The following is a 23,619-nucleotide window of genomic DNA, read 5'->3' as shown; positions in this document are numbered from 1 at the left end:
GCATGACATTTTCAATTGTTGGTCGTTGCGAGCAAACGGGTCAGATGGGGATCGCGATCAGTTCCTCCAGTATTGCCGTGGGGGCGCGTTGCCCCTGGGCGCGCGCGGGCGTGGGGGCCGTGTCCACGCAGAACGTCACGCTGCCTGCCCTGGGGCACCGCGTGCTGGACCTGCTGCAGACGCAGCAGGCGGGCGCCCGGGAGGCGTTGGCCCAGGCCATGGCTACCGATGATTGGAGTGATTATCGGCAAGTCAGCGTCGTGGATGCGCAAGGACGCACGGCACTGTTTCACGGCAACAAGGCGCTGGGAATCCACCACGGGGTAACGGGCCGGCAGTGCGTGGCGGCGGGCAATCTGCTGGCCAGCGTGGCGGTGATCGAGGTGATGACGCGGACGTTCGAGCATCACGGTGGCGCCCTGGCGGATCGCCTGATGGCGGCCATGCATGCCGCCTTGGCCGAGGGCGGAGAAGCCGGGTCATTGCATTCGGCGGCCTTGAAAATCGTGGGCGACGAAAGCTGGCCCATGGTGGACTTGCGCGTCGATTGGGCAGACGAGGCGCCCATCCAGAAACTGGATGCGCTTTGGCGAGCGTATCGGCCGCAGATGCAGGACTATCTGACTCGTGCGCGGAACCCCGCGGCTGCGCCTCGGTACGGGGTGCCGGGCGATGAGTGACCCTGGCAGGTCAACGCCCAGCCGGGTTTGTCGGGCGTTGATTGCGTCGGACGAGCGGGCAGGGCAACCATGCAAAGGCCTTGCTTTACCGGCACAATCGCACGACGCGGCCCCGTAACGGCCGTGGGAGCAGCAGATGTCGGATTTTCCTTTTCCCGACCCCGTCAACGCCCTTGAGCGCGTGACGATTTCCAGCGGGGCGCACCAGGCTGAATTCGCGCCCGGGGGCGGGGGGCGGTTGACCCGCCTGTCCACGGGGGCGCATGACTGGATGGTGCCGCTGACCGCCACCGAGTGGCCGGCCGGCAAGTGGCCGCGCGCGGGGTCCTATCCGCTGGCACCGTATTCCAACCGTATTCGCGACGGCGTGTTCACGTTCAATGGCGCGCGCCACGTGCTGGAATCGGTGCCGGGCCGGCCGCAAGCCATTCATGGGGCGGGCCTGTTCCAGCCCTGGCAGGTGCGCAATCACACGCCGGACAGTATCGACCTCGTACTGAACCAGCCGGCGGGTGTGCTGGGTTGGCCCTGGCCGTTCGAGTGCGTGCAGCGCTATCGGCTGGACGCGCGCGGCTTGAGCCTGTCGCTTAGCCTGATCAACCAGGGCGACTCGCCCATGCCCTGCGGCCTGGGTATTCATCCGTACTTCACCGCCGAGCGCGTTGCGCTGAATGCGCGGCGCCTGTGGCCGGCCGATGCGGACGGATTGCCCACCGGCAGCCGGGTCAAGCATGTGCGCGAAGTGCGCCGGTCGGCCGAGGGTTGCGACACCTATCTGTCGCAATGGGCGGGGCGCGCCACGCTGCACTGGGCCGATGGCCACGAACTGGCGCTGCACGCGGACCCGGCGTTTGCGCATGTCGTCATCTACACCGCGCCCGGGTCGGATTTTCTGTGCGTGGAACCGGTCACCAATGTGGCGGATGCCTTCAACCTGGCGGCGGCGGGCGAGTCGCGCACCGGGATGCAGGTGCTGGAACCCGGCGTCCGCTTTGCGGCTACGGCCTTGATGGCATTGACGGCGCCCCGGGGGCAATGCTGAAGGTGGAACGCGCAGGCCGAACGTCGGACGCGGATCCCCGAACGCGGCACTTTGAAAGCGCCGGTTCCTCCGGCGATAATCCCCGCACCCCAAACCAGGAGTCCCTACGTGAAAAAGCTCAGCACCGAACAATTGCAGGCCGCGGCCGAAACGTTGCGCCGGGTGCAGGCGAAGCTGGCCCGTTCGGGCAGCCTGCCGCTTGAGCCCACGCTGTACGCCAGCGCAAAAGGCTTTCGCCGCAACGTGCCGGACTATCTGTGGACCTGGTTGGCGGGCCTGCTGGCGCCGCACAAGAGCCTGGCATCGTGGATGGACACGCATCAACCCGGCTGGCGCGACGGCAAGACGCCGGCCGCCGTGGTGTATGCGCGTACCGAGAAGGGCTGGTTCGATTGGCTGATCGCTGAATTGGAAGCCGAGATCAACGACCCGCATGCCCGCGCCAAGCGGGAAGGGCAGGCCTGAACCCGTCCTTCGGGCCTGGCTCAGAAACCTTCCAGCACCACCTTGCCCTGCGCTTTGCCGCTTTCGATGAAGGCATGCGCGCGGCGCAGGTTGTCGGCGTTGATCTTGCCGTAGTGTTCACCCAGCGTGGTGCGCAGCGTGCCGTTGTCGATCAGGCGCGCGGCCTGGTTAAGCAATTCGTGCTGGGCAATCATGTCCGGCGTCTGGTGCATGGGACGCGCGAACATGAATTCCCAATGCAGGGATGCTGACTTGCCCTTGAGCAGCCGCACGTCAATGGCGGCCGGGTCATCGATCAGCGCGATCTTGCCTTGCGGCGCGATGGCCTCGGCCAGTTGCGCAAAGTGCTTGTCGGTGTGCGTCAGGCCGGCGATGTAGCCCACTTGCGGCACGCCGATGCGCTTGAGTTCTTCGGTCAGCGGCTTGCTGTGGTCGATGACGTGGTGGGCGCCCAGCTCGCGCACCCAGGCTTGGGTTTCCGGACGCGAGGCGGTGCCGATCACCGTCAGGCCGGTCAGTTGGCGCGCCAACTGCACCAGAATCGATCCCACGCCGCCCGCCGCGCCGACAACCAGCAGGGTGCCCTGGCTGGGGGCGGCGTTGTCCAGCACGCGCAAGCGGTCAAACAACAGTTCCCAGGCGGTGATGGTCGTCAGCGGCAACGCCGCGGCCTGGGCAAAGTCCAGGCTCTTGGGCATATGGCCGACGATGCGCTCGTCCACCACATGCCGTTCGCTGTTGGCGCCGGGCCGGTTCAGCGCGCCGGCATACCAGACGCGGTCACCGGGTTGGAACAGGCTGGTCTTGGCGCCTACGGCGCGCACGATGCCCGCCGCGTCCCAGCCGATGATCTCCGGCTTGCCGTCCTTGGGCGCGCGGTTGGCGCGGATCTTTACGTCCACCGGGTTCACCGAGATGGCGTGTACGTCGACCAGCAGGTCGTGGTCACCCGGTACGGGTTCGTCGATGGTGATGTCTTGCAGCGCGTCGGCATGGTCGGCCGGCAGGTTCTTGAAATAGGCGATGGCTTTCATGGATGGGCTCGTTGTATTGGGGGGAATCAAAGAATGGAGCGGACCACGCCGCCGTCCACGCGCAGCGCGGCGCCGTTGGTGGCGCTGGCCTGCGTGGAGCAGGTGTAGACGACCATGTTGGCCACTTCGTCCACGGTGGCCAGGCGGCGCAGCAGCGACGTGGGGCGGTGCTGGGCGATGAAGTTGCGTTCCATCTCGTCTTGCGACACGCCTTGTTCCTTGGCCATTTCGGCGAAGAAGTCGGCCACGCCTTCCGAGCGCGTCGGCCCCGGCAGCACGGCGTTGACGGTGACGCCCGTGCCGGCGGTCAACTCGGCCAGGCCGCGCGACACGGCCAGCATGGCGGTCTTGCTGACGCCGTAGTGGATCATCTCGGCGGGAATCTGCACCCCGGATTCGCTGGAAATGAAAACAATGCGGCCCCAGTTGGCGGCAAGCATGCGCGGCAGGTAGTAGCGCGACAGCCGGATGCCGCTCATCACGTTGATGTCCATCATGTCCTGCCAGTCGTCGTCGGTGATTTCCGTGAATGACTTCGGTGCGAAGAAGCCGGCGTTGTTGATCAGGATATCCACGTCGGGGTGAGCGGCGCAGATGGATGCCGCGCCGTCCGCCTTGGCCAGGTCCCCCTGCACGGTGCTGACGCTGGCGGCCGGGAATTTCTGCGTGATGGCCTGTGCGGCGTGGGCAAGCTTGTCCGCGCTGCGGCCGTGCAGCACGACCTGGGCGCCGGCTTCGGCCAAGCCCATGGCGATGGCCAGGCCGATGCCGCCCGACGAGCCGGTGACCAGCGCCTTTTTGCCTTTCAGTTCGATGTTCATGTGTGACTCCAGAAGGTTTGGGACCGTAGGTTGAGTACGTGTATCGCGTACGGATATCGAGAACGTGTATTCAGAACGCCACCATCATTACCCAGTCCGCACCGATGAAAAACCGGCTAGCATCGCACTCAGTTTCAATATTTTTTTGAAAATAGGCCAGGCATGGTGCGGTTTGAAGACCTACGAATCTTTGTGGCGGCGGCTGATCACGGCAGCTTCTCGGCCGCTGCGCGGGAATTGGATGTGACGCCCGCAGTCGCCAGCGCCGCGCTCAAGCGCCTGGAATTGACGCTGGATGCGCGGCTGTTCGTACGGTCCACGCGCAGCCTGCGGCTGACCACGGACGGCGAGCGCTATCTGGAATACGCCCGTTCGGCCATCGCCACGCTGGAGGCCGGCAAGAACGCCATGGCGCGTGACAAGACCGCCATATCCGGCACGCTGTCGGTGTCCATCCCTTCAGACCTGGGGCGGCACGTGCTGCTGCCCTGGCTGGATGATTTCCAAACCCGGTATCCCCGCGTGAGCTTCCAGGTACGCATCAGCGACCGCCTGGCGGACCTGTACCGCCAACCCGTGGACATCGCCATCCGCTACGGCACGCCGAACGACTCGGCCCTGGTGGCGCTGCCGCTGGCCGAACACAACCGCCGCGTCGTGTGCGCGTCGCCCGCGTACCTGGCGCGTCATGGCGTGCCCCAGACGCCAGCCGATCTGCGTCGGCACAACTGCCTGTCGTTCGTGCTGGGCGAGACGCTACACGACCGTTGGGCGTTCGAACACGAGGGCACTGCGATGACGGTGCCGGTCAAGGGCGACCGCGTCGGTGACGACGGCGATCTCGTGCGCCGTTGGGCGCTGGCCGGGCACGGCGTGGCGTACAAGTCACGCTACGACGTGCTGGCCGATCTGCGCGCCGGACGCCTGGTGGCGCTCTTGCCCGACTACGTTACCGAGCCGTCGCCGCTGTACCTGTTGTGCGTACATCGCATGCTGCTGTCGCCTGCCGTGAAGCGCATGCGGGAGTTTCTGCAAGAACGCTTCAGGCAGTTCGACGCGGGCTAGGTCCGCGGGCCAGCCTAATGCGTCGCATGGTGGTGCGATCCCGCCGCGGCCTTGTTCTTCGCCCGGGTGCGCGCCGCCTTCTTCGCAGCGGCCGAACGCCCGGCCGCGCCCTTGGTGGCCGCCGCCTTCTTCGCTGCCGCCGAGCGGTCAGCAGCGGTGCGGCGACTGGCCGTCTTGCTGGCGTGGTGCGACAGCGCCGAGCGCGATGCGGGCTTGGTGCTTTCCTTCTTCAAGGCCTTGGTGGTTGCGCGCGAGCGCGTCGAGGACTTGGCGTGTCCGTCATGCGCGGCTTCCAAGTCCTTCTTGGCGTGGCGCTTCGTCGACGGACTGGCGTTCTTCGAAGGCGAGGCCTTCACGCCGGCGCGGCGCGCCTTGGACAGCCCGATCGCAATGGCTTGTTTGGTTGAACGCACGCCATGCTTGCCTTCGCGCACGTGTTCGATTTCCTCGCGCACGAATTCTCCGGCCTGCGTGGATGCGGACTTGCCTTCGCGCTTGTCTTGCTTGGCACGCTCCAGGGTTTTTCGTTCAGGCATGGTGATCTCCTTGCTGGGTTGCGGGAGCGGGCTCCGTCGCCAGTCGAGACCACGCGACGGAACTCGTAACACCACGATAGCGCCGCGGCGGTATCCTGTGTGTTCGAATGGATTGCCGGTCGTAAGCGCCGGAACATCGCGTGCAGACCGGACAGTTCACGACTCACCCCCTTAGCGGAGACGAGCTATGTCGAATCATGTCTACAAGCAAATCGAACTGGTGGGCTCTTCCACCACCTCAACCGATGACGCCATCGCCAAAGCGATCGAGCGCGCATCCGAAACGCTGCGCAACCTGGATTGGTTTGAAGTCACCGAAGTGCGTGGCCACATCAAGGACGGCAAGGTGGCCCACTGGCAGGTCGGTTTGAAGATCGGCATGCGCCTGGAAGGCGACGAGTAATCCTTTAGCTGGTCTTTCTTTGAGCAGCACTTCCAAGTGCTTGTCGGATAAGAAGTTTTTGGGCTTGTTATCCGACTGTTCATAGGCTTGTCCACATTCCATGGGGACAAGCCTGTTCGCTTATCCCCAACGCGCCGCGCCCGTCGCGGTAAGACCGGCGTGGAGCAGCGCTTGAGCGTTTATTGCCCGCCAGGCGCAAGTCCTTGCCCTGCAAGCGTTTTTAGCGACTACCCGCATACTGTCCTCAGCCTTATCCACATTTGGCGGGGACAACTTGGCGCCTAGAGAGGCATCGTTGGGCCATTATTGACCAGCCCCCGCAGGTGCTTGATATCAATGGCATTTTTGTACCTGCCCTCAAACTGTCCTCATGCTTTTCCACAGAATGCTGGGACAAATCAACAAGCGCTGCGCCGCGTCGGCAACTGCTGGTCGGACATCCAGCCTTTTCGGGGATAAGTCCGCCGAATCTCATCCAAAAGGATGATTGCGCATTGTTTGATCAGCACACGCAAGTGCTTGGCGGGACAAGAGATTTTGACTGTGCCCCAAGACTGTCCTCAGCCTTCTCCACAGATGGCGGGGATAAGTTTCAGGAAGGCCGCCGCCGACCACGACCGGACAGTTCGCGTTGCTTCTTGAGTTCCGACTTGGCGACGTTGTTGGCAATAGCGAATCCCGAAGCGATGAGCGCGGCAAGAAGGCCAAGCCCGACAAGTGTTCCGATGTCCACATCACTCTCCTGAATTTGTACGGTAGTGCCAGGTAGCAAGCACCAGTGATAGCGGCACGCCTAAACACAGGCCCGCCAGTTATGCGGCGGCAATAGGATGGTTTGGTCATCCTTCCCCGCATCGCTCGCCTTGTGCGTCATCGCCCAACATAAAAAAGCCCCCCGACGTATCGGGGGGCTTGATCGCCCGGAGGTAGATCGGGCGATCGGTGCCGGCGGGCTTGGCCCTGCCGGCAGCGGCGGCGATCAGCGCTGCAAATCAGGTGCTCATCTTCTTGACCCAGTCGACGTAGCGGTCGACCCAGCCTTGCAGGAACTTGCGCGTGCCTTCATTGGTGATGGTGTATTGGTCGTCGACCAGGCCGTCGGAATATTGCAGGAAGACTTCTGGCGTGGTCAGCGCGTTGGCGCCTTCGGCGGCCAGGATGTTGCGCAGGTGTTGTTGCATCATCGCGGTGCCGGCGGCGCTGGGGGATGCGCCCACGATGCCGACGGCTTTGCCCGGCCAGGAGTTCTGGCCCCACGGGCGCGAGCCCCAATCGATGGCGTTCTTGATGGCGGCGGGCACCGAGCGGTTGTGCTCGGGCGATACGAAAAGAATGCCTTGCGCGTCGGCGATTTGCTGCTTGAGCTTGGCGGCGGGGGCGGGCAGATTGTTCTCGTTGTCCTGGTTGTACAGGGGGATGTCGCCCAGGCTCACATACTCGAACTTGAAGTCTGCGGGAACCAGCTTTTCCAGCGCTCGGGCCAATCGCAAATTGATCGAGGCGGCACGCAGGCTGCCGACAAAAACCGCAATCTTGTATGTGCTCATGGGCAAATGCTCCGACGAGAAAAAGGAAAGATCAGTGTAGACCTGGTGCGCGATGCGCTCAATCATCAAGCGCGTGATGTCTTGATGCGAGATGTGTCATGGAACCCGTCATGCCATCAGGCTGACGTGCGCGGACACCACGCGCCAACCCGCGGGCGTGCGCATCCACGTCTGGCTTTGGCGACCGATGCGGTCGCTGCCTTCACGCTGGAATTCAATGTTGGTGGTGGCGAAGTCGTTGCCGTAGGTGGTGATGGCGGTGCGCAGGACGCGGCGGGCCAATCCTTGCGGCGAACGCCCCGCGCGGAACTCGCGGATGGCGTCATAGCCGTAGAGGTTTTCACTGGCGCCGTAGCGCAGCGTGTGGGGGCTGTTCCAGAACAGCGCGTCCAGTTCCTCGACGTCGTTCGTGACCAGCGCCGTTTCGTAGCGCTCGAAGGCGGTGGTGACCTCGGCGACGACGTCGGGCAGGTTGATGTCCATGAGCTTTCTCCGAATGCACCGATGTGGTGCGTTGTGTAGGGGTAATCACCAATATGGTGTGTGCTGCGGTGCGCAAAATTCCGGACGCTGCGTCGTACGGTCATTCGCACCAGGGAAATGCTGCGCCGCAAGGCTGGCACGGGGATTGCTAGGGTTAACACTGCATAACAAGCTGCACCGTTGCTCAGGAGTTCCGTCATGTCCAGTTCCGCTGTTTCCGCCCCGGTCACCATGCTGGTCACCCGTCACATCGCGCCCGAACGCTATAGCGATTTTCTGTCCTGGATGCGCCAGGGCGAAATCTTGGCGGCGGGGTTCCCCGGTTTCCTGGGGTCGGGCGTGCTGCAACCGCCCGAGGGGGGGGACGAGTACCAGATCGTGCTGCGCTTTAACGACGCGGCCAGCCTGCTGCGCTGGGAAAAGTCGTTGCCGCGTCGCATGTGGTTGGAACGCGGCGCGAACCTGGTGCGCGCGAGCCATGAACACCGCGTCAGCGGCACCGACGGCTGGTTCGCGCCCAAGGCGGCCAGCGCGCCGCCGCGTTGGAAGCAGGCCGTGAGCATCTGGCTGGCTTACTTTCCGGTGCTGCTGGTGTTTTCGATTCTGGTCAGCGAGCACTTGAACATGATGCCGGTGTTCTGGCGCGTGCTGATCACGAGTGTGATATTGACGCCCATTATGGTGTTCATCTGCATCCCGGTTATTTCGCGTGTGTTGCAGCGCTGGCTGCGGGCGGGGTGATCGAACCCCCACCCCCGGCATCGCCGTGCATTCATGCCGCCTTGGCATGCCGCGTGGAGTACAGGCGGTGCAGCGTGATCTTGCGCACCGCGGTCTGGCTGTCATGGATATGCGCTTGCAGCAGTTGCGTGGCGCTGGCGCCGTCACGCGCCAGCACCGCGCGCAAGATCGCGCCATGTTCCTCGTAGGTATTGTCGATGCGGTCTTGCAGCGTGAAGTCCAGCCGGCGCACGATGCGGATGCGCTCGGTGGCGGCGCGGTGCACGCGCGAGATTTCCGGGTTGCCGGCCGCTGCAACCAGGTCGATATGGAAGCGTTCGTCCAGGTCGGCCAGCCATTCGCCATCGTTGGAGCGTTCGCTTGGGCTGACCAGCCACGTGTCCGCCAGCGCTTGCAGCGCGCGTAGCGGATCAGGCAGTTGTTGCGGGACGCACAAGGTCTGGACGGCAGCGGTTTCCAGCACGCTGCGCAGTTCGTAGAAGTGGTCCAGCGTGTTGAAGTCCAGCGGCTTGACCAGCCAGCCGTTGCGCTGCCGCACTTCCAGATAGCCTTCGCGCTCCAGCCGGAACAGCGCTTCGCGCACCGGGGTACGGCTGACCTGCAGCCGTTCCGCGATTTCGGTTTCGGTGAAGCGGTCGCCCGGCGCGAGCCGGAAGTCCAGGATGTCGCGTTTCAAAGCCCCGTAGGCCGTGTCGGCCAGGGTGCGCGGCATGTCGATGGCAGCGAAAGCAGTTTCCATAACGGGGCCTTGATTGCGAAAGGATTTGGGGGCGATCGGGCGTTGTCGGAGGGCGGGCGCTTAATCGATCAGACGGGCCGCACGCTTGCCGCGCCGGCCTGTTCCAGCGCGTAGGCGGCGGCCAGGCAATCGGCTTCGCGCCAGGGGGCGCCGATCAGTTGTACGCCCAGTGGCAGGTGGCCGTCCTGCTCGGCTTCCGGCCAGGTGGGGGCGGTACACACGGGCAGGCCGATGCATGAGATGGGCTGCGTCAACAAGCCCATGCTGGCGCGCGCCGGCAGTTCCTTGCCCGCCAGCGTCAGCCAGTCGGTGCCGATGGGCGTGGCGGACACGGGCGTGGCGGGCGCGATCAGCACGTCGTACTGGTCGAACAGCGCCAGGGCCTCGCGGTAGACGCGGTGGCGGATGCGTTGCGCCTGCTGCACCCAGGCCGCCGGCACCAGGCTGCCGGCCACGAGGCGGTCGCGGGAATAGGGCTCGTAGTAGTCGTAGTGGGTGACCAGCTTGCGTCGATGCAAGGCGCCACCTTCGGCCGCCGTGATGATGAAGGCGGCGGCGCGGGCTTGCGTGGCGCCGGGTAGTTCGACGATGGCGGTGGCGTCCAGGGCGCGCGCGGCGATCTCGACGGCGCGGCGCGCGGCGGGGCCGGCCCAATCGTTGAAGTAGCCGCCCAGGACGGCCACGCGCAGCTTGCGCGCGCCGGCCGCAAGCGCGGGTAGCACGGGTTCGGCGGCGTGTTGCGCGCAGGCGGCGTCGTCGGCGTCCGGCCCTTGCAGCGCATCGTAGGCGGCGGCCAGGTCGCTGGCGCTGGCCGCGAACGGCCCCAGGTGATCCAGGCTGCCCACGAACGGAAAGGAGCCGGTGCGGGGCAGGCGGCCATAGGTCGGCTTCAAGCCAAAGACGCCGCACAGGGACGCCGGCACGCGGATGGACCCGTTGGTGTCCGACCCCAAGGTCAGCGGCACGAGTCCGCCCGCGACGGCGGCCGCGCTGCCGCCGGATGAGCCGCCCGCCACGCGGGTGACGTCATGCGGGTTGCGGCAGGGGCCGTAGTGCGTGTTTTCGGTGGTGAAGCCGTAAGCGTGTTCGTCCATGTTCAAGGCGCCGACCAGCACCGCGCCGGCCTCGCGCAGGCGCGTGACCAGGCGGGCGTCGTGGCGGGCAGGGGGATTCGCCGCATTGACGCGGGCCCCCGCCAACGTGACTTCGTCGGTGATGTCGAACAGGTTCTTGACGGCATAGGGCACGCCGGCCAGCGGCGGCAGCGCTTCGCCCCGGGCGCGGCGCGCGTCGATGGCGGCGGCTTCCTGGCGCGCGCGGGCTTCGGTGATGGCGGTGAAGCAGTTGTAGCGGGCGTCGCGTTCGCGGATGCGTGCCAAGGTGGCGTCCAGCACCGCCACGGCGCTGCGCTCGCCGCTGGCAATCTGGCGGGCGATGTCGGTGGCGGGGCCGCTCATGGACGGAACACCGATGCGGATTCCAGCTCCACGGGCAGCGGCTCGTCGACAAAGCTTGCCGCAATGTCGTGGATGCGCGCGAACTGCTGCACGACTTCCGCCGTGGTGGATTCGCGCAAGGCATAGCCCGACAGCGCCAAGGCGCTGCGCACGTATTGATCGATGGTTTCCTGGGTCATGGCGGAGGCTCCCGATAGACGCTGTGTTGACTTACCTGTGTTGCTTGCAAAACGTTTGCTTGCAGGACGTATGTTCCCGACTTACCTGCGCACTTCGCGCTGGAAAATCTCCAGGCTCAGTTTCTTCATCTGGATGAAGCTGGGTTCGGACAAGGTTTCCACGGTGCGCGGGCGCGCGTCGGTGTAGTCCAGAATTTCAGCCACGCGCGTGGGCCGCTTGGTCAAGAGCAGTACCTGGTCGGCCAGGTACACGGCTTCTTCCAGATCATGCGACACCAGCAGCATCGTCGTGCCGGTTTGCAAGAACACCTCTTGCAGTTTTTCGCGGATGAACAGCGTCATCTCGAAGTCCAGCGCCGAAAACGGTTCGTCCAGGAACAGCACCTCGGGTCCGGGCGCCAGGGCGCGCATGATGGACGCCGTCTGCTGCTGCCCGCCGGACAGTTCGTACGGATAACGCTTCAGGTCGAACTTGACGTCGAACGACGCCACCAGTTCTTCCACGCGGGCATCCACTTCGGCCTTGCTGCGGCCTTCCAGGCGCAGCGGGTAGGCGATGTTGTCGATGGTGCGCAGCCACGGGAACATGGCTTCGCGATAGTTCTGGAACACGTAGCCGATCTTGGTTTGCGCCAGCGATTTGCCATCGAACAGGATCTCGCCCGAATCAATGGGAATCAGGCCCGCGATCATGTTGATCAGCGTGGACTTGCCGCAGCCGTTGGGGCCGAACACCGAGACGATCTTGCCCTTGGGGATGTCCAGGTTGAAGTCTTCGTACAGCGGCCAGCCCGCGAAATACTTGGTCAGGCCACGGATGGTGATGTGCGTGCCCAGGGGGCCGGGCTCGAACGGCGCGGCGGCGGGGGCGGGGGCGATGATGGGATTGATGACGGTAGACATTTATCGGCCGCTCCAATGGACCACGCGCTTTTCCAGCACAAGAAAAATAATGTTCAGCACATAACCCAGGGCGCCGGCCGCCAGGATCGCCGCATACATCTCGCGCACGTTCAGCACCTGCTGCGAATTGATGATGCGGTTGCCCAGGCCGCTGTCGGACCCGATGAACATTTCGGCCACGATCACGATCACCAGCGCCATCGACACGCCGCTGCGCAAGCCGACGAACGTGGGTTGCAGGCTTTCCCAGATCAGCACGTCCTTGAAGATCTGCCAGCGCGATGCACCCATCACGCGGGCCGCCATTACGCGCTGCTTGCGTGCGTTGATGACGCCATAGGCGCTGTTGAACAGAATCACCAGCACGGCAGCGAAGGCCGCGATGGCGATCTTGTTCATGTCCGTGACGCCGAAGATCATCAGGAACAGCGGGATCAGCGCGGACGACGGCGTGGAGCGGAAGAAGTCCACCAGGAACTCCACGCTGCGATACGCTTTTTCGTTGCTGCCCAGGAGCACGCCCAGCGGCACGCCGATGACGCCGGCGATGACGAAGGCTTGCAGTGTGCGGTTCAGGGACGACAGGAAGTCCCACAGCAGCGGGCCGCCCGCCAGGCCCTTCACCAAGGCCACGATGGTGGCGCTGGGGGTAGGCAACAGCACGGGGCTGACCAGTTGCAGGCGCACCACCAGGTCCCAGATGATGAAGAGCGCCAGCGGGCCGATCAGCGGCAGGAAGCGCGACGCATCGAACTTGCGGGGCGGCGACTTGGCGGGAGCAGCCGCGCCAGCAGGGGCGGCGGGCGTGGCAGACGTTGTTGCTGTCATGGATCAGCCCTTGTAAAGCATGGACGACACGTCGACCTTCTGCGCGAAGATGCCCTTTTCGGTGAACAGGTCGAAGAATTTCTGGAAGTACTGAATGTCGCTTGCCGTGAACTCGTTGTAGAGCGTGTAGGCGGCCAGCGGCACTTCTTCGGTCATGGGGCCTTCGATGGCGGTGTAGCCCTTCATGAAGGGGCGCGCCTCGGCCGGCTTGGTGCGGATCAGTTCAATGCCGCGCGCATAGGCCGCGATGAATTTTTTGCTTTCTTCCGGATGCTTTTTCAGGAAGGCGGTGGTCAGCGAGGCCGAGCCGCCGAACCACGGCGCCATGGGATCGCCCAACACGTACTTGGCGATCACGCCGGTTTCCAGCACGCGGGTGGTGCCGTTCAAGCGGCCCACCGTGCCCGTGGGCTCCAGCGTGTAGCACGCATCCAACTGGCCGGCGGCAACCGCGGCCACGTGTTGGCTGATTGCCAACTCGACCACGGTTGCTCCGGTTGCGCCGGCGCGCTCCAGCACTGCTTTGGCCAGCGTGGCGTTCTGGATGCCGGGTCCAGATCCGACCTTTTTCCCCTTGAGGTCTGCTATGGATTTGATGGGACTGTCTTTCGCGACGATGAACTCATCCAGCACGTTCTTCACGTTGCTGGGGTTGGACGCAAAAATCTTGAACAGGCCGGGCGAGGCGATTTCGCCAATGGCCAGGTTGGCCGAGCCCGTGCCGTTGGCGCTGCCGTCCGCGCGGCCTGCCAGCATGGCTTCCATGACCTGCTGCGCGCCCGCGAACTTCAGCGGTTCGACATTCAGGCCGGCTTCCTTGAAATAGCCTTTTTCAACCGCGGCGTAGAACGGCAGGCCGGCGGCAACGGGCCAGAAGCCGATACGGATTACCGGACCCGACTGCGCGCGCACCAGCGCGGGCGCGGCCAGCGTCGCGGCGCCCAGGGCGGCGCCCTGGATCAGGCGGCGGCGGGTGGCGTTGAAAGCGAAGGGCGCATTGCGGTTGATCATGAGGGCTCCTGGAGGGCTTGCATTGATTTGGGTCTGAGGCCTGTCTTGTAGACAAGCTTGCATACCAGTCATCAAGCAAAACCCGTGCCAGGTTTGCGAGTGGGTTCCTGCCGGGGCTTCTTCTGGGGTTTGCGCCGAGGTGCTGGCCGCGCGGGCCTCGGGCTGGTGCTTGGCGTGAACCATTTTGGTGCATGGCGCACCATTTAAGGGGACGTATCAAGGGCGAAGTCTGCCGATCGCCTGGCCAAGCACTGGCTACCTGATCAGCCAACCAATCAGCCCATCAGCCCACCAGCCTATTGGCCAGCGGCTCGCCGCCAGCCCAGCGTTGCAGATTGTTCAAGAACAGCGCACGCACGCGGGCGCTGTTGCCATCTGAAAAGCCAGCGCTGTGCGGCGTGACGATGACATTGTCCAGGCTCCATAGCGGGGATTCCGGCGGTAGCGGCTCTTGTTGGAAAACGTCCAGGAACGCGCCGCCCAGCCGGCCCGCCGCCAGCGCCTCGATCAGCGCGGGCTCGTCGATGACATGGCCGCGGGCCACGTTGATGACCGATGCATGCGCGGGCAGGGCGGCCAGCGCGGCGCGGTCGACCAACCCGCGCGTGGCCGAGGTCAGCGGACAGGCCAGCACCAGCCAGTCTGCCTGGGGCAGCAGGCCGGTCAGTTCGTCATATGTGGCGGTGTGGCGGGCATCAGCCACGGGCGTGGCGGAATGGCGCACCACGGTCAGTGTCAGGCCCAGCGCGCCCAGCAACGTGCCGATGCGTTGGCCGATGGCGCCCCAGCCCACCACCACCGCATGCTGGCCCGCCAGGTCGCGCGGTGTGCGCGCGCCCAACAGCGGCCGCCATGCGCGCTCGCGCTGGTCGGCCGCCAACAAGGGCAGGCGGCGCGCCAGGGCCAGCACGCCGCCGATGGCGGTTTGCGCCACCACGGCGTCGGTCGCGCCTTGCGAGGTGGTGATGGTCACGCCGCGCGCGTGCAGATGCTGATAGATCTCGCGGTCGGCGCCGGCGGAATGCACGTGCACCCATTGCAGCGTGGGCGCATCGCGCATCGCGTCGTAATACAGCGCCGTGTCGGGCGTGATCTGGAACTTGGTCGAATCACCGGTGATATCGCGGGACACAAACGCCACCTGCGCGTCGCAGGGCTGGCCGGCTTGCGGATGGCACAGCGTGAAGCGCCGCCCGCCGGTGGCGGGCAGCGCGTGGCGCAAGGTGTCCGCCTCGGTCGGCGAACACAGGATGCGGATCTCTTCTTGCGGCATAGAAGGGCGGCGTCGGGGGCTAAGCGTCAGGGGTTAAGCGTCAGGGGCTCAGTTGGGGTTGGGTTGGAACTTGCGCACCAGCGCCGCCCATTTGTCGTGTTCCTGCTTGATGAAGGTGGCGAACTGCGCCGGCGTGCCGCCCACGGGTTCAGCGCCCTCGTTCACCATCTGCGTCTGCAGGCCCGGCAGCGCGGCGTTGACTTCGCGGTTGATGGTGGCCACGACCGTGGGCGGCGTGCCCTTGGGCGCGAAGAAGCCAAACCACGATCCGGCGTCAAAGCCCGCATAGCCGGATTCGGCGATGGTGGGCAGGTCGGGCAGGGTGGCCGAGCGTTGCAACGTGCTGACCGCCAGCGGCCGCAGCTTGCCCGCGCGTATCTGCCCGATCACCGACGGAATGGTGGCGAACATGAAATCAATACGCCCGGCCAGCAGGTCGTTGACCGCATCCGCGCCCTTGTACGGCACGTGCGTGGCTTCCACGCCCAACTGGTCCATCAGCATGTAGCTGGCCAAGTGGGATGACGTGCCCACCCCGGTGGAGCTGTAGTTCAGTTGCTTGGCTTCTTTGACGTACTTCAGGAAGCCCTTGATGTCCTTGGCGGGCGAAGACGGCGGCACCACCAGCACGTTGGGCACCGTGGCGATCTGCACCATGGGAATCAGGTCGGTCAGCGGGTCGAAGGGCAGCTTGGTCAGCGATGAATTGACGGCGATGGGGCCCACGGAATTGACGATCAGCGTGTGCCCGTCAGGAGCGGCGCGCACCACGAATTCCGTGCCGATATTGCCGCCGGCGCCGGGCTTGTTTTCCACCACGAAGGACTGGCCCAATTGTTTGGCCAGCACATTGGAGACGCTGCGCGTCAGGGTGTCGGTGGTGCCGCCCGCGGTGAACGCGACGATTACCCTGACGGGTTTGTCGGGGTAGTCCGCGGCAGTCGCGGGCAGAGCGGTACAGGCGCAGGCCGTCGCTGCGGCGGCGAGCAGGGCTCGGGCAGTGTTCATGTTGTCTCCGTTCGTGGTTGTTGTGTGGGCGGTGTCAGCGCCGTGCCGCCACGTCGGCCAGCGCTTTTGAAAAGGGGGGGGGCTTCAGCCAGCCAGCCAGTCTTTAGTCGGTCAGCTCCGAAAGCTCGGGTCCATGCGGTCCAGCTTGCGCAGCAGGGCCGGCCATTCCATGACGCCGTAAGGGCGCCGCGTGCCGGGCTGATAGTTGTTCCAGGTCTCTTCCAGCACGGCCGGGCTGACGGCGCGCAGGGGCGAGCCCGTGGCCATGGCCGCCAGTTGCGCGCGGCAGGCCAGTTCCAGCCGGTGCATCCAGTTGAAGGCCTCGCCCACCGTGCGGCCCACGGTCAGCGCGCCGTGGTTGCGCAGGATCAGCGCCTCGCCCTGGCCCAGGTCGCGCAAGAGCGATTGCTGCTCTTGCAGGTCCAGCACCACGCCTTCGTAGTCGTGATAGCCGATCTTCAGGAAACGCATGGCGGTCTGCGTCAGCGGCAGCAGGCCGCAGTCCAGCGAGGCCACGGCCATGGACGCCCAGCTATGCGTGTGGATCACGCAGTCCACGTCATGGCGCGCGGCGTGCACGGCGCTGTGGATCACGTAGCCGGCCTTGTTGATGCCGTAGTCCAGGTCGCCGAAGTCGGGCTTGGCCAGGACGGTGCCGTCCAGGTCTACCTTGATCAGGCTGGACGCCGTGATCTCTTCGTACATCATCCCGTAGGGGTTGATCAGGAAGGCGTTGTCTTCGCCCGGCACGCGCGACGAAATGTGGTTGGCCATCATGTCGGCCATGCCGTAGTGTTCCACCAGCCGGTAACAGGCGGCGAGGTCGACGCGGGCCTGCCACTCCTGTTCGGAACAGTGCGGGCGCATCGAAGAGATAGGAAGCACACCGGGGGGTAACACGCCCGGGCGTCGGGTGTCAGTCGTCATCGGATATCAAGAAGGTGCTTGGCCGTGGCACGATGCCGCAGCGTCCATGAACCCACTTTATCCGTGTGACTTGCCGCGGCCTAGCCATGCGCCCGGCATGGGGGCATCACGAATCCAGAAGGGTGGCGCCGGGCCAGGCGCCATGGCGCACCTGGGCGCGCATCACGTCCACCAGCACCACGCGGGCGGCCAGCGCGGCGGGCGACAATTCTTCTTCGTCGATGCAGTAGACGGCGTTGCGCCGGTACAGGAACGGGTCGTCGATGGGGTGCATGTTCAAGAGGCCCGCCTCGGCCCGCGCGACCGCCGCGCCCGGCTGGATGGTGGCGATGGGGTTGGCCTGCACCAGGTCCATCAGGGTCGTCAGGCCGTCTACCTCGACCGCGACCCAGGGTTCGATGCCCGCGCGTTCGAAAGCGGCTTCGACCCAGGCGCGCAGGCCGTGCGCCTTGCTGGTCACCGCCAGCGGCAGGCCCGCCAATTCGGCAATGGTGGTGGGCTCGCCATCGGTCAGTGCAACCATGCCGCGCCGGGCCAGCAGGAACAAGCGTTCATCCAGCACGGGGATGGCGCTGCGCCCCTGGCCGCTGTCGTTCTGAAACAGCACGGCCAGATCCAGGCGGCGGCTGCCAAGCTGTTCGCCCAGGTTGCCCGACAAGCCTTCCACCAGATGCAGCCGCACATTGGGATAGCGTTCGGCCATGGCGGCATAGAACGGCTTGGCCAGCAGTGACGCGGTGGTGGGCGCAAAGCCCACGCTGACCATGCCGGCCAGCCGGGCCTCGCGCGCGGCGGCCACGGCGTTGTCCGCGTGCCGCAGCGTCAAGCGGGCCTGCCGCAAGAAGGCGGTGCCGGCGGCGGTGGCAACAACGCCGGTGTGCGTGCGCATCAGCAGCCGCGTCGCCAGCTCGCTTTCCAGCCGGCTGATCTGCTGGCTTAGCGCCGAGGCGACCACGCCCAGATCTCGCGCCGCGCGGCCGATGCTGCCCAGTTCGGCCACGCGAACGAAATAGCGGAGCTGTCGAAGTTCCATGGATAACGGTAGGGGAAGGGAGATTGCCGGATAGTAGCGGCGAGCCCTTGATATTGCGCGTATTTCATCGCGAAAGCCGTTCAAAAAAGTGTCAGGTATCTGACTTTGGGCTGAACATCAAACGAAAATTGTTTACACTCGCATCCTCAAAACTGAAGTCGGAACGGCCCGCCGCGGGGGCGGACACCGTTCGAGTCACGGGAGAAAGTCGATGCGCAAGTTGTTGTTGGGAGCGGTGCTGGCCGCGGCGGTATTCGGGGGAACGGCCCACGCGGCGGCAGAGCCTCGCGCTGTGGTCGCCACCTATTCGGATCTGGCGCTGGCGGGCTATGAAGACTCGCTTACCGCCGCCAAGACGCTGCGCACGGCCATCAACGCGCTGATCGCCAAGCCCAGCCCCGACACGCTGAAGGCCGCGCGCGAAGCCTGGCTGGCTGCCCGCGTGCCCTACCAGCAGACCGAGGCCTACCGCTTCGGCAACCCCATCGTTGACGACTGGGAAGGCCGCGTGAACGCCTGGCCGCTGGATGAAGGCCTGATCGACTATGTCGACGCTTCCTACGGTACCGAAAACGACGAAAACGCTTTTTACGCCGTCAACGTCATCGCCAATTCCAAGATCTCGGTGGGCGGCAAGACGGTGGACGTCAGCAAGATCACGCCGCAACTGCTGTCCGAAGTGCTGCACGAAGCCGACGGCAACGAGGCCAACGTGGCCACGGGCTATCACGCCATCGAATTCCTGCTGTGGGGCCAGGACCTGAACGGCTCCGGCCCCGCGCCGGCCGACCGCAAGGGCACGCCGCAAGAGCGCCATTCGGGCAACCGCCCGCACACCGATTTCGACACCAAGCAATGCACGGGCGGCCACTGCGAGCGCCGTATTGAATTCCTGAAGGCCGTGACGGATCTGCTGGTGACCGACCTGGAAGAAATGGTGGGTAACTGGAAGAAGGACGGCGCCGCGCGCAAGGCCGTCGAAGAAGATCCCAAGGCAGGGCTGATTGCCATGCTGACCGGTCTGGGCAGCCTGTCGTACGGCGAACTGGCCGGCGAACGCATGAAGCTGGGCCTGATGCTGCATGACCCCGAAGAAGAGCACGACTGCTTCTCGGACAACACCCACAACTCGCACTACTACGACCAGATCGGCATCCGCAACGTCTATCTGGGCACCTACACCCGCATCGACGGCAAAGAGGTCAAGGGCGCCAGCTTGTCCGAACTGGTCAAGGCTCGCGATCCGAAGCTGGATGCCGAAGTGCGCGCCAAGCTGGACGCCACCGTGGCCGCCATGCAGGCCATGAAGACCCGCGCTGAAACGGTCGAAACCTACGACCAGATGATTGCGGATGGCAACAAGGAAGGCAACGCCGTGGTGCAGGCCGCCATTGACCGCCTCGTGGATCAAACCCGCAGCCTGGAGCGCGTGATCACGCTGCTTGAGCTGGGCAAGGTTGCCATCGAAGGTTCCGACAGCCTGGACAAACCTGACGCCGTATTCAAGTGAAACTCGTACTAGCCGCCGTACTGGCGGCGTCGGCTCATGCCGGCGCCGCCGCCACTGAAGTGACCGCCGGGCGTGATGACCTCACGCCCGAAGACCAAAAGCGCGTCACCGCCATCACCGCGCCCACGCGCGACTTTTCAAAGGTCGAATCCTTTGAAACCATGCAGGCGGGCGCCGCGACCACCAACAAACTGATCAACGCCGATATCTTTTCCCAACCCTCGGCCAACATGAGCTTCGAGGGGCGCCAGGAATTCCAGGTTGGCAATGGCCTGTTCCGCAAGGACTGGGTGTCGGCGCCGGCCTCGACGCAGGCGTCCGATGGCCTGGGCCCGCTATTCAACGCGCGCTCTTGCCAGGCCTGTCATACCAAGGACGGACGCGGCACGGTGCCCGGGTTCGATCCCTTGGAACGCACGGACGCCGTGGCGCTGCTGTTGCGCCTGGCCGTGCCGCACGGCCCCGACCGTGGCCACCCCAAGCTGGCCCCGGGCGAAATCGCCGAGCTTCCCGAACCCGTCTACGGCGTGCAGTTGCAGAACTTCGCGGTGGCGGGGCTGCCTGCCGAAGGCCGCATGGAGATCGAATACGAGCCCATTCCGGTGGCCTTGAATGGCGGCGAAACCGCCACGCTGATGAAGCCCACTTACCGCATCGAAAACCCCGGCTACGGCCCGATGCGCGCCGACACGCAGATCTCGCCACGCCTGGCGCCGCCGATGATCGGCCTGGGCTTGCTGGAATCCATCCACGAAGCCGACATCCTGGCCAACGTGGGGGCGGACAAGCGCGATGGCATCGTCGGCAAACCCAACTGGGTGACCGATGCGCGCACCGGCCAGCGCGCGCTGGGGCGCTTCAACCTGAAGGCCGGCCAACCCACCGTCGAACAGCAGAGCGCCGCGGCGTTCTCCAACGACATGGGCTTGTCCACGCCAATGTTCCCCAAGCATTCGGGCGATTGCACGCCCGCGCAGAAGCAGTGCCTGGACATGCCGCACGGGGCGCAGCCGCGCTTTGGTCCGGAAGAAGTGCCGGCCAAGCTGATGGACTTCATCACCACCTATTCCACCAACCTGGCCGTGCCGCAGCGCCGCGACGCGGACGACGCGCGCGTGCTGGCGGGCAAGAAGCTGTTCTATGAAGCCAATTGCGTGGCGTGCCACGTGCCCAAGTACGTGACGAGCCGCAACGCCAAGCAGCCGGAGCATCGCTTCCAACTGATCTGGCCCTACACCGACATGCTGGTGCACGACATGGGCGACGACCTGGCCGATGGTGTGTCCGACGGCCAGGCCAATGGCCGCGAATGGCGCACGCCGCCGCTGTGGGGCATCGGCCTGACCAAGACCGTGAACCCGTCGGCCACCTGGCTGCATGACGGGCGCGCGCGCACCTTGCTGGAAGCCGTGCTGTGGCATGGCGGCGCGGGCAAGCCCTCGCGCGATCGCGTGGTGGCGATGACGCCTGAAGAGCGCGCCGATCTGATCCGTTTCCTGGAGTCGCTGTAAATGGCCCGATACGCCGTGATGACCCGATACGCTGCGATGACCCGGTTCTTGCATGCCGGGTTCAAGCCTGCTGTGTTCAAGCCTGCTGTGTTCAAGCCTGCCCTGGCGGCTGTGCTGGCGTTGTCGGCCGCCTTGGTAGTACCGATGAGCGCGCAAGCCCAGTCGCAAGCCGGGTCTCAGGCCGGGTCTCAGGCCGGATCTCAAGCCGGGTCTCAAGCCACCCTGCCGGCTGACCTGGGCGAACGGCTGGCGCGTGATTACGCGCGTCCGGCAGTGGGCAAGATGGTGGATGCTGCCGCCGCGCTGGACGGCGCGCTGGGCGGCTGGTGCGCCAAGCCGGATGCAGCAGGCGCGGCGCGTGTGGGTGAGGCCTACACGCAATTGGCGCTGGCTTGGTCGGGCGTGGAGATTCTGCGCTTTGGGCCGCTGGTGCAGGCCAACCGCTTTGAGCGGCTGGCGTTCTGGCCCGACACGCGCGGCGTGATGCCCCGGCAAGTGCAGCAACTGATTGCTGCCAAGGACGAAGCCTTGCTGGCGCCCGGCGCGCTGGCCGGCCGCAGCGTGGCGGTGCAAGGGCTGCCCGCGTTGGAATATGTGCTGTACGGCGACCCGGCGCTGCTGAAGTCGAACGCGCAAAGCACCGCGCCTACCTTCGCCTACGCGTGCGGCTATGCGCGCGCGGTGGCCGCCAACGTCGCGACGATATCGCGCGATGTGGCGCAGGCCTGGAGCGCGCAGGGCGATTTTGGCCGCCAGTTCGCCAAGCCGCAGTCGGGCAACGACCTGTACCGCAACTCGCAGGAAGTTGCGGCCGAAGCCATGAAGGCCTTGTCGACCGGCCTGCAATTTGCGCGCGACGTAAAGATCTTGCCGGTGCTGGGCGAGTCGCCAGATGCCGCGCGGCCCAAGCGCGCGGCATTCTGGCGCAGCGGGCTGTCCACGCGCCTGTTGGCCGCGAACCTGGACGGCCTGAAGGCGTTTTACCAGGCTGGCGCGTACCCCTTACCGGCGGGCGATGAGTGGATAGACGGCTCGGTGCGTGGCGAACTGCAGGCCGCCGCGCAAACCCTGCAAGCCGTGCCGGTGCCGCTGGACACGGCGCTGCAAGCTGAAGAAGGCCGCCGCCTGTTGTTGCTGGCTACTCTGACTCTGAAGAACGCCAAGGACATCGTCGACCAGAACCTGGCGCCCGCCTTGGGCGTCACCATCGGATTCAATGCGCTTGATGGTGATTGACCGCCGCCGCTTCTTGTCGATGGCTGCGGCGCTGGGCCTGTCGCCCGTTGCCGCGCGGGCCGCGCTTCCGGCCGACGGCGGCCCGCTGTACCTGAGCGCACGCAAGCGCGGTGGACGTGACGAAGCCGTGCTGCTGGACGAGGCCGGGCACGACCGTCTGGTGGTGCCGATGCCCGCGCGCGGCCACAGCTTTGCCATTGATTCCGCTAGCCAGCGCGCCGTGGTGTTCGGCCGTCAGCCGGGGTTTTTCGCCGTGGCGTTTTCGCTGCGCGAGGGCGGCGAGCCCCAGGCGCTGCCGGTGCCCGACGAACGCCATTTCTTCGGCCATGGCGCGTTCGTGGAGGGCGGACGGCTGTTGACCGCCACGGAAAATGATTTCGAGGCCGGGCGCGGCGTGCTGGGCATTTACGATGCCTCGCCGGGCGGGGCGTGGCGGCGCGTCGGCGAATTCGACTCAGGCGGCATCGGCCCGCACGAAGTCGTGTTGATGCCCGACGGCAAGACGCTGTGCGTGGCCAACGGCGGCATTCTGACGCATCCCGACTACGGCAAGCTGGAACTCAACCTGGATACGATGCGGCCGTCGCTGGCCTACATCGACGCGGCCAGCGGCCAACTGCTGGAAAAGGTGGAACTGGCGCCCGCGTTGCATCGCTTGTCGATCCGGCATCTGGCGCTGGCGGCTGATGGCTGCGTGTGGTTCGGCTGCCAATACATGGGGCCCGCCGCCGACCGGCCCGCGCTGGTGGGACGGCATCGCCGAGGCGCGCCGCTGGAACTATTCGAAGGGCCGGCCGAGACGCTGCGCAATATGCGCAACTACGTGGGCTCGGTCACGGTGGACGCGGCGGGCGGCATCATCGCCACGTCCAGCCCCGTGGGCGGGCAGGTGATCTATTGGGACGCGGCCAGCGGCCGCTGCCTGGGCACGACGCAATTGGCCGACGGCTGCGGCGTGGCGCCCGCGCCGCAAGCCGGCTTTCTGGTCAGCAGCGGTTTGGGCGCCATGTTGCGCACCGATGCCGCGGGCCATGAAACGCCGGTGCTGCCGCCGTCGCGCGAACAGTCCTGGGACAACCACTTCCGCATCGTTCCGGCCTGAAATCAGGTTGAAAAGCAGGTTGAAAAGCAGGTTGAAAAACAGGCTGACAAGCACCCGCCGCATCGCTTACAAAGCTTGACATAGC

At 65.4% G+C, this 23,619-nt stretch carries 26 protein-coding genes; 10 read left to right on the top strand and 16 right to left on the bottom strand.

What is annotated here, in order from left to right; all coding sequences use genetic code 11:
• Positions 1-2: 2 nt before the first annotated feature.
• The 3 genes from CVS48_RS24230 (at position 3) to CVS48_RS24220 (ending at position 2,187) form a co-directional block, all read left to right on the top strand.
• Positions 3-680, top strand: a complete 678-nt coding sequence (locus tag CVS48_RS24230) for a DUF1028 domain-containing protein (protein WP_100856666.1) — start codon at positions 3-5, stop codon at positions 678-680.
• Between the two features lie 136 nt (positions 681-816).
• Positions 817-1,722: an aldose epimerase family protein gene (locus CVS48_RS24225; protein ID WP_100856665.1), complete on the top strand. Its 906-nt coding sequence runs from the start codon at positions 817-819 to the stop codon at positions 1,720-1,722.
• Positions 1,723-1,830: 108 nt separating this feature from the next.
• Entirely contained in the window at positions 1,831-2,187 is a 357-nt protein-coding gene (locus CVS48_RS24220; protein WP_100856664.1) for a hypothetical protein, read from the top strand.
• Positions 2,188-2,207: 20 nt separating this feature from the next.
• Here CVS48_RS24220 and CVS48_RS24215 read toward each other — a convergent pair whose 3' ends face one another.
• Together CVS48_RS24215 and CVS48_RS24210 are read right to left on the bottom strand one after the other, a co-directional pair.
• Positions 2,208-3,221, bottom strand: a complete 1,014-nt coding sequence (locus tag CVS48_RS24215) for a zinc-binding alcohol dehydrogenase family protein (RefSeq protein ID WP_100856663.1) — start codon at positions 3,219-3,221, stop codon at positions 2,208-2,210.
• Between the two features lie 26 nt (positions 3,222-3,247).
• A complete protein-coding gene (locus CVS48_RS24210; protein ID WP_100856662.1) occupies positions 3,248-4,042 on the bottom strand; it encodes an SDR family NAD(P)-dependent oxidoreductase in 795 nt (264 codons plus the stop codon).
• A 162-nt stretch (positions 4,043-4,204) separates the two neighbouring features.
• On the opposite strand from CVS48_RS24210, the gene CVS48_RS24205 reads away from it, so the two are divergent.
• Positions 4,205-5,107, top strand: coding sequence for a LysR family transcriptional regulator (locus CVS48_RS24205; RefSeq protein WP_100856661.1), 903 nt, complete (start codon positions 4,205-4,207; stop codon positions 5,105-5,107).
• A 14-nt stretch (positions 5,108-5,121) separates the two neighbouring features.
• Here the strand turns inward: CVS48_RS24205 and CVS48_RS24200 are convergent, their stop codons facing one another.
• Positions 5,122-5,643: a DUF6496 domain-containing protein gene (locus CVS48_RS24200; RefSeq protein ID WP_100856660.1), complete on the bottom strand. Its 522-nt coding sequence runs from the start codon at positions 5,641-5,643 to the stop codon at positions 5,122-5,124.
• Between the two features lie 187 nt (positions 5,644-5,830).
• Here CVS48_RS24200 and CVS48_RS24195 point away from each other — a divergent pair, with 187 nt between their 5' ends.
• The gene (locus CVS48_RS24195) at positions 5,831-6,046 is read left to right on the top strand and encodes a dodecin (protein ID WP_050449258.1); all 216 of its coding nucleotides are present in this window, start codon (positions 5,831-5,833) and stop codon (positions 6,044-6,046) included.
• Between the two features lie 592 nt (positions 6,047-6,638).
• Here CVS48_RS24195 and CVS48_RS29280 read toward each other — a convergent pair.
• The 3 genes from CVS48_RS29280 to hpxZ form a co-directional block, all read right to left on the bottom strand.
• Positions 6,639-6,779: a hypothetical protein gene (locus tag CVS48_RS29280; RefSeq protein ID WP_157814476.1), complete on the bottom strand. Its 141-nt coding sequence runs from the start codon at positions 6,777-6,779 to the stop codon at positions 6,639-6,641.
• A gap of 259 nt (positions 6,780-7,038) precedes the next feature.
• Entirely contained in the window at positions 7,039-7,593 is a 555-nt protein-coding gene (locus CVS48_RS24190) for an NADPH-dependent FMN reductase (protein ID WP_050449268.1), read from the bottom strand.
• Between the two features lie 108 nt (positions 7,594-7,701).
• Entirely contained in the window at positions 7,702-8,076 is a 375-nt protein-coding gene (gene hpxZ / locus CVS48_RS24185) for an oxalurate catabolism protein HpxZ (RefSeq protein WP_100856659.1), read from the bottom strand.
• Between the two features lie 198 nt (positions 8,077-8,274).
• Here hpxZ and CVS48_RS24180 point away from each other — a divergent pair, with 198 nt between their 5' ends.
• Positions 8,275-8,817: an antibiotic biosynthesis monooxygenase gene (locus CVS48_RS24180; protein WP_100856658.1), complete on the top strand. Its 543-nt coding sequence runs from the start codon at positions 8,275-8,277 to the stop codon at positions 8,815-8,817.
• A 31-nt stretch (positions 8,818-8,848) separates the two neighbouring features.
• Here the strand turns inward: CVS48_RS24180 and CVS48_RS24175 are convergent, their stop codons facing one another.
• The 10 genes from CVS48_RS24175 to CVS48_RS24130 all read right to left on the bottom strand — a co-directional run bounded on the left by CVS48_RS24175 (position 8,849) and on the right by CVS48_RS24130 (position 18,175).
• Positions 8,849-9,556, bottom strand: a complete 708-nt coding sequence (locus tag CVS48_RS24175) for a GntR family transcriptional regulator (protein ID WP_100856657.1) — start codon at positions 9,554-9,556, stop codon at positions 8,849-8,851.
• A 68-nt stretch (positions 9,557-9,624) separates the two neighbouring features.
• On the bottom strand, positions 9,625-11,013 hold the full coding sequence (locus tag CVS48_RS24170) for an AtzE family amidohydrolase (RefSeq protein WP_100856656.1): 1,389 nt from the start codon (positions 11,011-11,013) through the stop codon (positions 9,625-9,627).
• Entirely contained in the window at positions 11,010-11,192 is a 183-nt protein-coding gene (locus CVS48_RS24165) for a DUF4089 domain-containing protein (protein ID WP_100856655.1), read from the bottom strand. Before CVS48_RS24165 ends, CVS48_RS24170 begins: the two co-directional genes overlap by 4 nt.
• A gap of 81 nt (positions 11,193-11,273) precedes the next feature.
• Positions 11,274-12,095, bottom strand: coding sequence for an ABC transporter ATP-binding protein (locus CVS48_RS24160; RefSeq protein ID WP_100856654.1), 822 nt, complete (start codon positions 12,093-12,095; stop codon positions 11,274-11,276).
• A complete protein-coding gene (locus tag CVS48_RS24155) occupies positions 12,096-12,923 on the bottom strand; it encodes an ABC transporter permease (protein ID WP_100856653.1) in 828 nt (275 codons plus the stop codon).
• A 3-nt stretch (positions 12,924-12,926) separates the two neighbouring features.
• Positions 12,927-13,934 carry an ABC transporter substrate-binding protein gene (locus tag CVS48_RS24150; RefSeq protein WP_100856652.1) on the bottom strand — a complete coding sequence of 336 codons (1,008 nt, stop codon included), beginning with the start codon at positions 13,932-13,934 and terminating at the stop codon, positions 12,927-12,929.
• A 283-nt stretch (positions 13,935-14,217) separates the two neighbouring features.
• Entirely contained in the window at positions 14,218-15,207 is a 990-nt protein-coding gene (locus CVS48_RS24145) for an NAD(P)-dependent oxidoreductase (RefSeq protein ID WP_100856651.1), read from the bottom strand.
• 48 nt (positions 15,208-15,255) lie between these two features.
• Positions 15,256-16,215, bottom strand: a complete 960-nt coding sequence (locus tag CVS48_RS24140; protein ID WP_100856650.1) for a Bug family tripartite tricarboxylate transporter substrate binding protein — start codon at positions 16,213-16,215, stop codon at positions 15,256-15,258.
• A 111-nt stretch (positions 16,216-16,326) separates the two neighbouring features.
• Positions 16,327-17,142 carry a class II aldolase/adducin family protein gene (locus tag CVS48_RS24135; protein ID WP_100856649.1) on the bottom strand — a complete coding sequence of 272 codons (816 nt, stop codon included), beginning with the start codon at positions 17,140-17,142 and terminating at the stop codon, positions 16,327-16,329.
• Between the two features lie 106 nt (positions 17,143-17,248).
• Positions 17,249-18,175 carry a LysR family transcriptional regulator gene (locus CVS48_RS24130; protein WP_100856648.1) on the bottom strand — a complete coding sequence of 309 codons (927 nt, stop codon included), beginning with the start codon at positions 18,173-18,175 and terminating at the stop codon, positions 17,249-17,251.
• 211 nt (positions 18,176-18,386) lie between these two features.
• Between CVS48_RS24130 and CVS48_RS24125 the strand changes: the two genes are divergently transcribed.
• The 4 genes from CVS48_RS24125 (at position 18,387) to CVS48_RS24110 (ending at position 23,534) form a co-directional block, all read left to right on the top strand.
• On the top strand, positions 18,387-19,685 hold the full coding sequence (locus CVS48_RS24125) for an imelysin family protein (RefSeq protein ID WP_100856647.1): 1,299 nt from the start codon (positions 18,387-18,389) through the stop codon (positions 19,683-19,685).
• Positions 19,682-21,196 (top strand): di-heme oxidoreductase family protein, encoded by a 1,515-nt coding sequence (locus CVS48_RS24120; protein ID WP_100856646.1) that lies wholly within the window; start codon positions 19,682-19,684, stop codon positions 21,194-21,196. The genes CVS48_RS24125 and CVS48_RS24120 overlap by 4 nt, the downstream gene beginning before the upstream one ends.
• Positions 21,197-21,418: 222 nt before the next feature.
• Entirely contained in the window at positions 21,419-22,432 is a 1,014-nt protein-coding gene (locus CVS48_RS24115; RefSeq protein ID WP_318269877.1) for an imelysin family protein, read from the top strand.
• Positions 22,422-23,534, top strand: coding sequence for a DUF1513 domain-containing protein (locus tag CVS48_RS24110; protein WP_167401140.1), 1,113 nt, complete (start codon positions 22,422-22,424; stop codon positions 23,532-23,534). The genes CVS48_RS24115 and CVS48_RS24110 overlap by 11 nt, the downstream gene beginning before the upstream one ends.
• The last annotated feature ends 85 nt before the right edge of the window (positions 23,535-23,619 follow it).

The organism is Achromobacter spanius (assembly GCF_002812705.1).
Lineage (GTDB): Bacteria > Pseudomonadota > Gammaproteobacteria > Burkholderiales > Burkholderiaceae_B > Achromobacter > Achromobacter spanius.
Note: the sequence above shows the minus strand (reverse complement) of the source record. Positions and strands in the feature narration are given on the sequence as shown.

What these genes read in the sequence shown, in the direction of transcription:
- CVS48_RS24230 (WP_100856666.1), top strand. Translation starts at nt 3, where the DNA reads ATGACATTTTCAATTGTTGGTCGTTGCGAGCAAACGGGTCAGATGGGG.
- CVS48_RS24225 (WP_100856665.1), top strand. Translation starts at nt 817, where the DNA reads ATGTCGGATTTTCCTTTTCCCGACCCCGTCAACGCCCTTGAGCGCGTG.
- CVS48_RS24215 (WP_100856663.1), bottom strand. Translation starts at nt 3,221, where the DNA reads ATGAAAGCCATCGCCTATTTCAAGAACCTGCCGGCCGACCATGCCGAC.
- CVS48_RS24210 (WP_100856662.1), bottom strand. Translation starts at nt 4,042, where the DNA reads ATGAACATCGAACTGAAAGGCAAAAAGGCGCTGGTCACCGGCTCGTCG.
- CVS48_RS24205 (WP_100856661.1), top strand. Translation starts at nt 4,205, where the DNA reads ATGGTGCGGTTTGAAGACCTACGAATCTTTGTGGCGGCGGCTGATCAC.
- CVS48_RS24200 (WP_100856660.1), bottom strand. Translation starts at nt 5,643, where the DNA reads ATGCCTGAACGAAAAACCCTGGAGCGTGCCAAGCAAGACAAGCGCGAA.
- CVS48_RS24195 (WP_050449258.1), top strand. Translation starts at nt 5,831, where the DNA reads ATGTCGAATCATGTCTACAAGCAAATCGAACTGGTGGGCTCTTCCACC.
- CVS48_RS24190 (WP_050449268.1), bottom strand. Translation starts at nt 7,593, where the DNA reads ATGAGCACATACAAGATTGCGGTTTTTGTCGGCAGCCTGCGTGCCGCC.
- hpxZ (WP_100856659.1), bottom strand. Translation starts at nt 8,076, where the DNA reads ATGGACATCAACCTGCCCGACGTCGTCGCCGAGGTCACCACCGCCTTC.
- CVS48_RS24180 (WP_100856658.1), top strand. Translation starts at nt 8,275, where the DNA reads ATGTCCAGTTCCGCTGTTTCCGCCCCGGTCACCATGCTGGTCACCCGT.
- CVS48_RS24175 (WP_100856657.1), bottom strand. Translation starts at nt 9,556, where the DNA reads ATGGAAACTGCTTTCGCTGCCATCGACATGCCGCGCACCCTGGCCGAC.
- CVS48_RS24170 (WP_100856656.1), bottom strand. Translation starts at nt 11,013, where the DNA reads ATGAGCGGCCCCGCCACCGACATCGCCCGCCAGATTGCCAGCGGCGAG.
- CVS48_RS24165 (WP_100856655.1), bottom strand. Translation starts at nt 11,192, where the DNA reads ATGACCCAGGAAACCATCGATCAATACGTGCGCAGCGCCTTGGCGCTG.
- CVS48_RS24160 (WP_100856654.1), bottom strand. Translation starts at nt 12,095, where the DNA reads ATGTCTACCGTCATCAATCCCATCATCGCCCCCGCCCCCGCCGCCGCG.
- CVS48_RS24155 (WP_100856653.1), bottom strand. Translation starts at nt 12,923, where the DNA reads ATGACAGCAACAACGTCTGCCACGCCCGCCGCCCCTGCTGGCGCGGCT.
- CVS48_RS24150 (WP_100856652.1), bottom strand. Translation starts at nt 13,934, where the DNA reads ATGATCAACCGCAATGCGCCCTTCGCTTTCAACGCCACCCGCCGCCGC.
- CVS48_RS24145 (WP_100856651.1), bottom strand. Translation starts at nt 15,207, where the DNA reads ATGCCGCAAGAAGAGATCCGCATCCTGTGTTCGCCGACCGAGGCGGAC.
- CVS48_RS24140 (WP_100856650.1), bottom strand. Translation starts at nt 16,215, where the DNA reads ATGAACACTGCCCGAGCCCTGCTCGCCGCCGCAGCGACGGCCTGCGCC.
- CVS48_RS24135 (WP_100856649.1), bottom strand. Translation starts at nt 17,142, where the DNA reads ATGACGACTGACACCCGACGCCCGGGCGTGTTACCCCCCGGTGTGCTT.
- CVS48_RS24130 (WP_100856648.1), bottom strand. Translation starts at nt 18,175, where the DNA reads ATGGAACTTCGACAGCTCCGCTATTTCGTTCGCGTGGCCGAACTGGGC.
- CVS48_RS24125 (WP_100856647.1), top strand. Translation starts at nt 18,387, where the DNA reads ATGCGCAAGTTGTTGTTGGGAGCGGTGCTGGCCGCGGCGGTATTCGGG.
- CVS48_RS24110 (WP_167401140.1), top strand. Translation starts at nt 22,422, where the DNA reads ATGGTGATTGACCGCCGCCGCTTCTTGTCGATGGCTGCGGCGCTGGGC.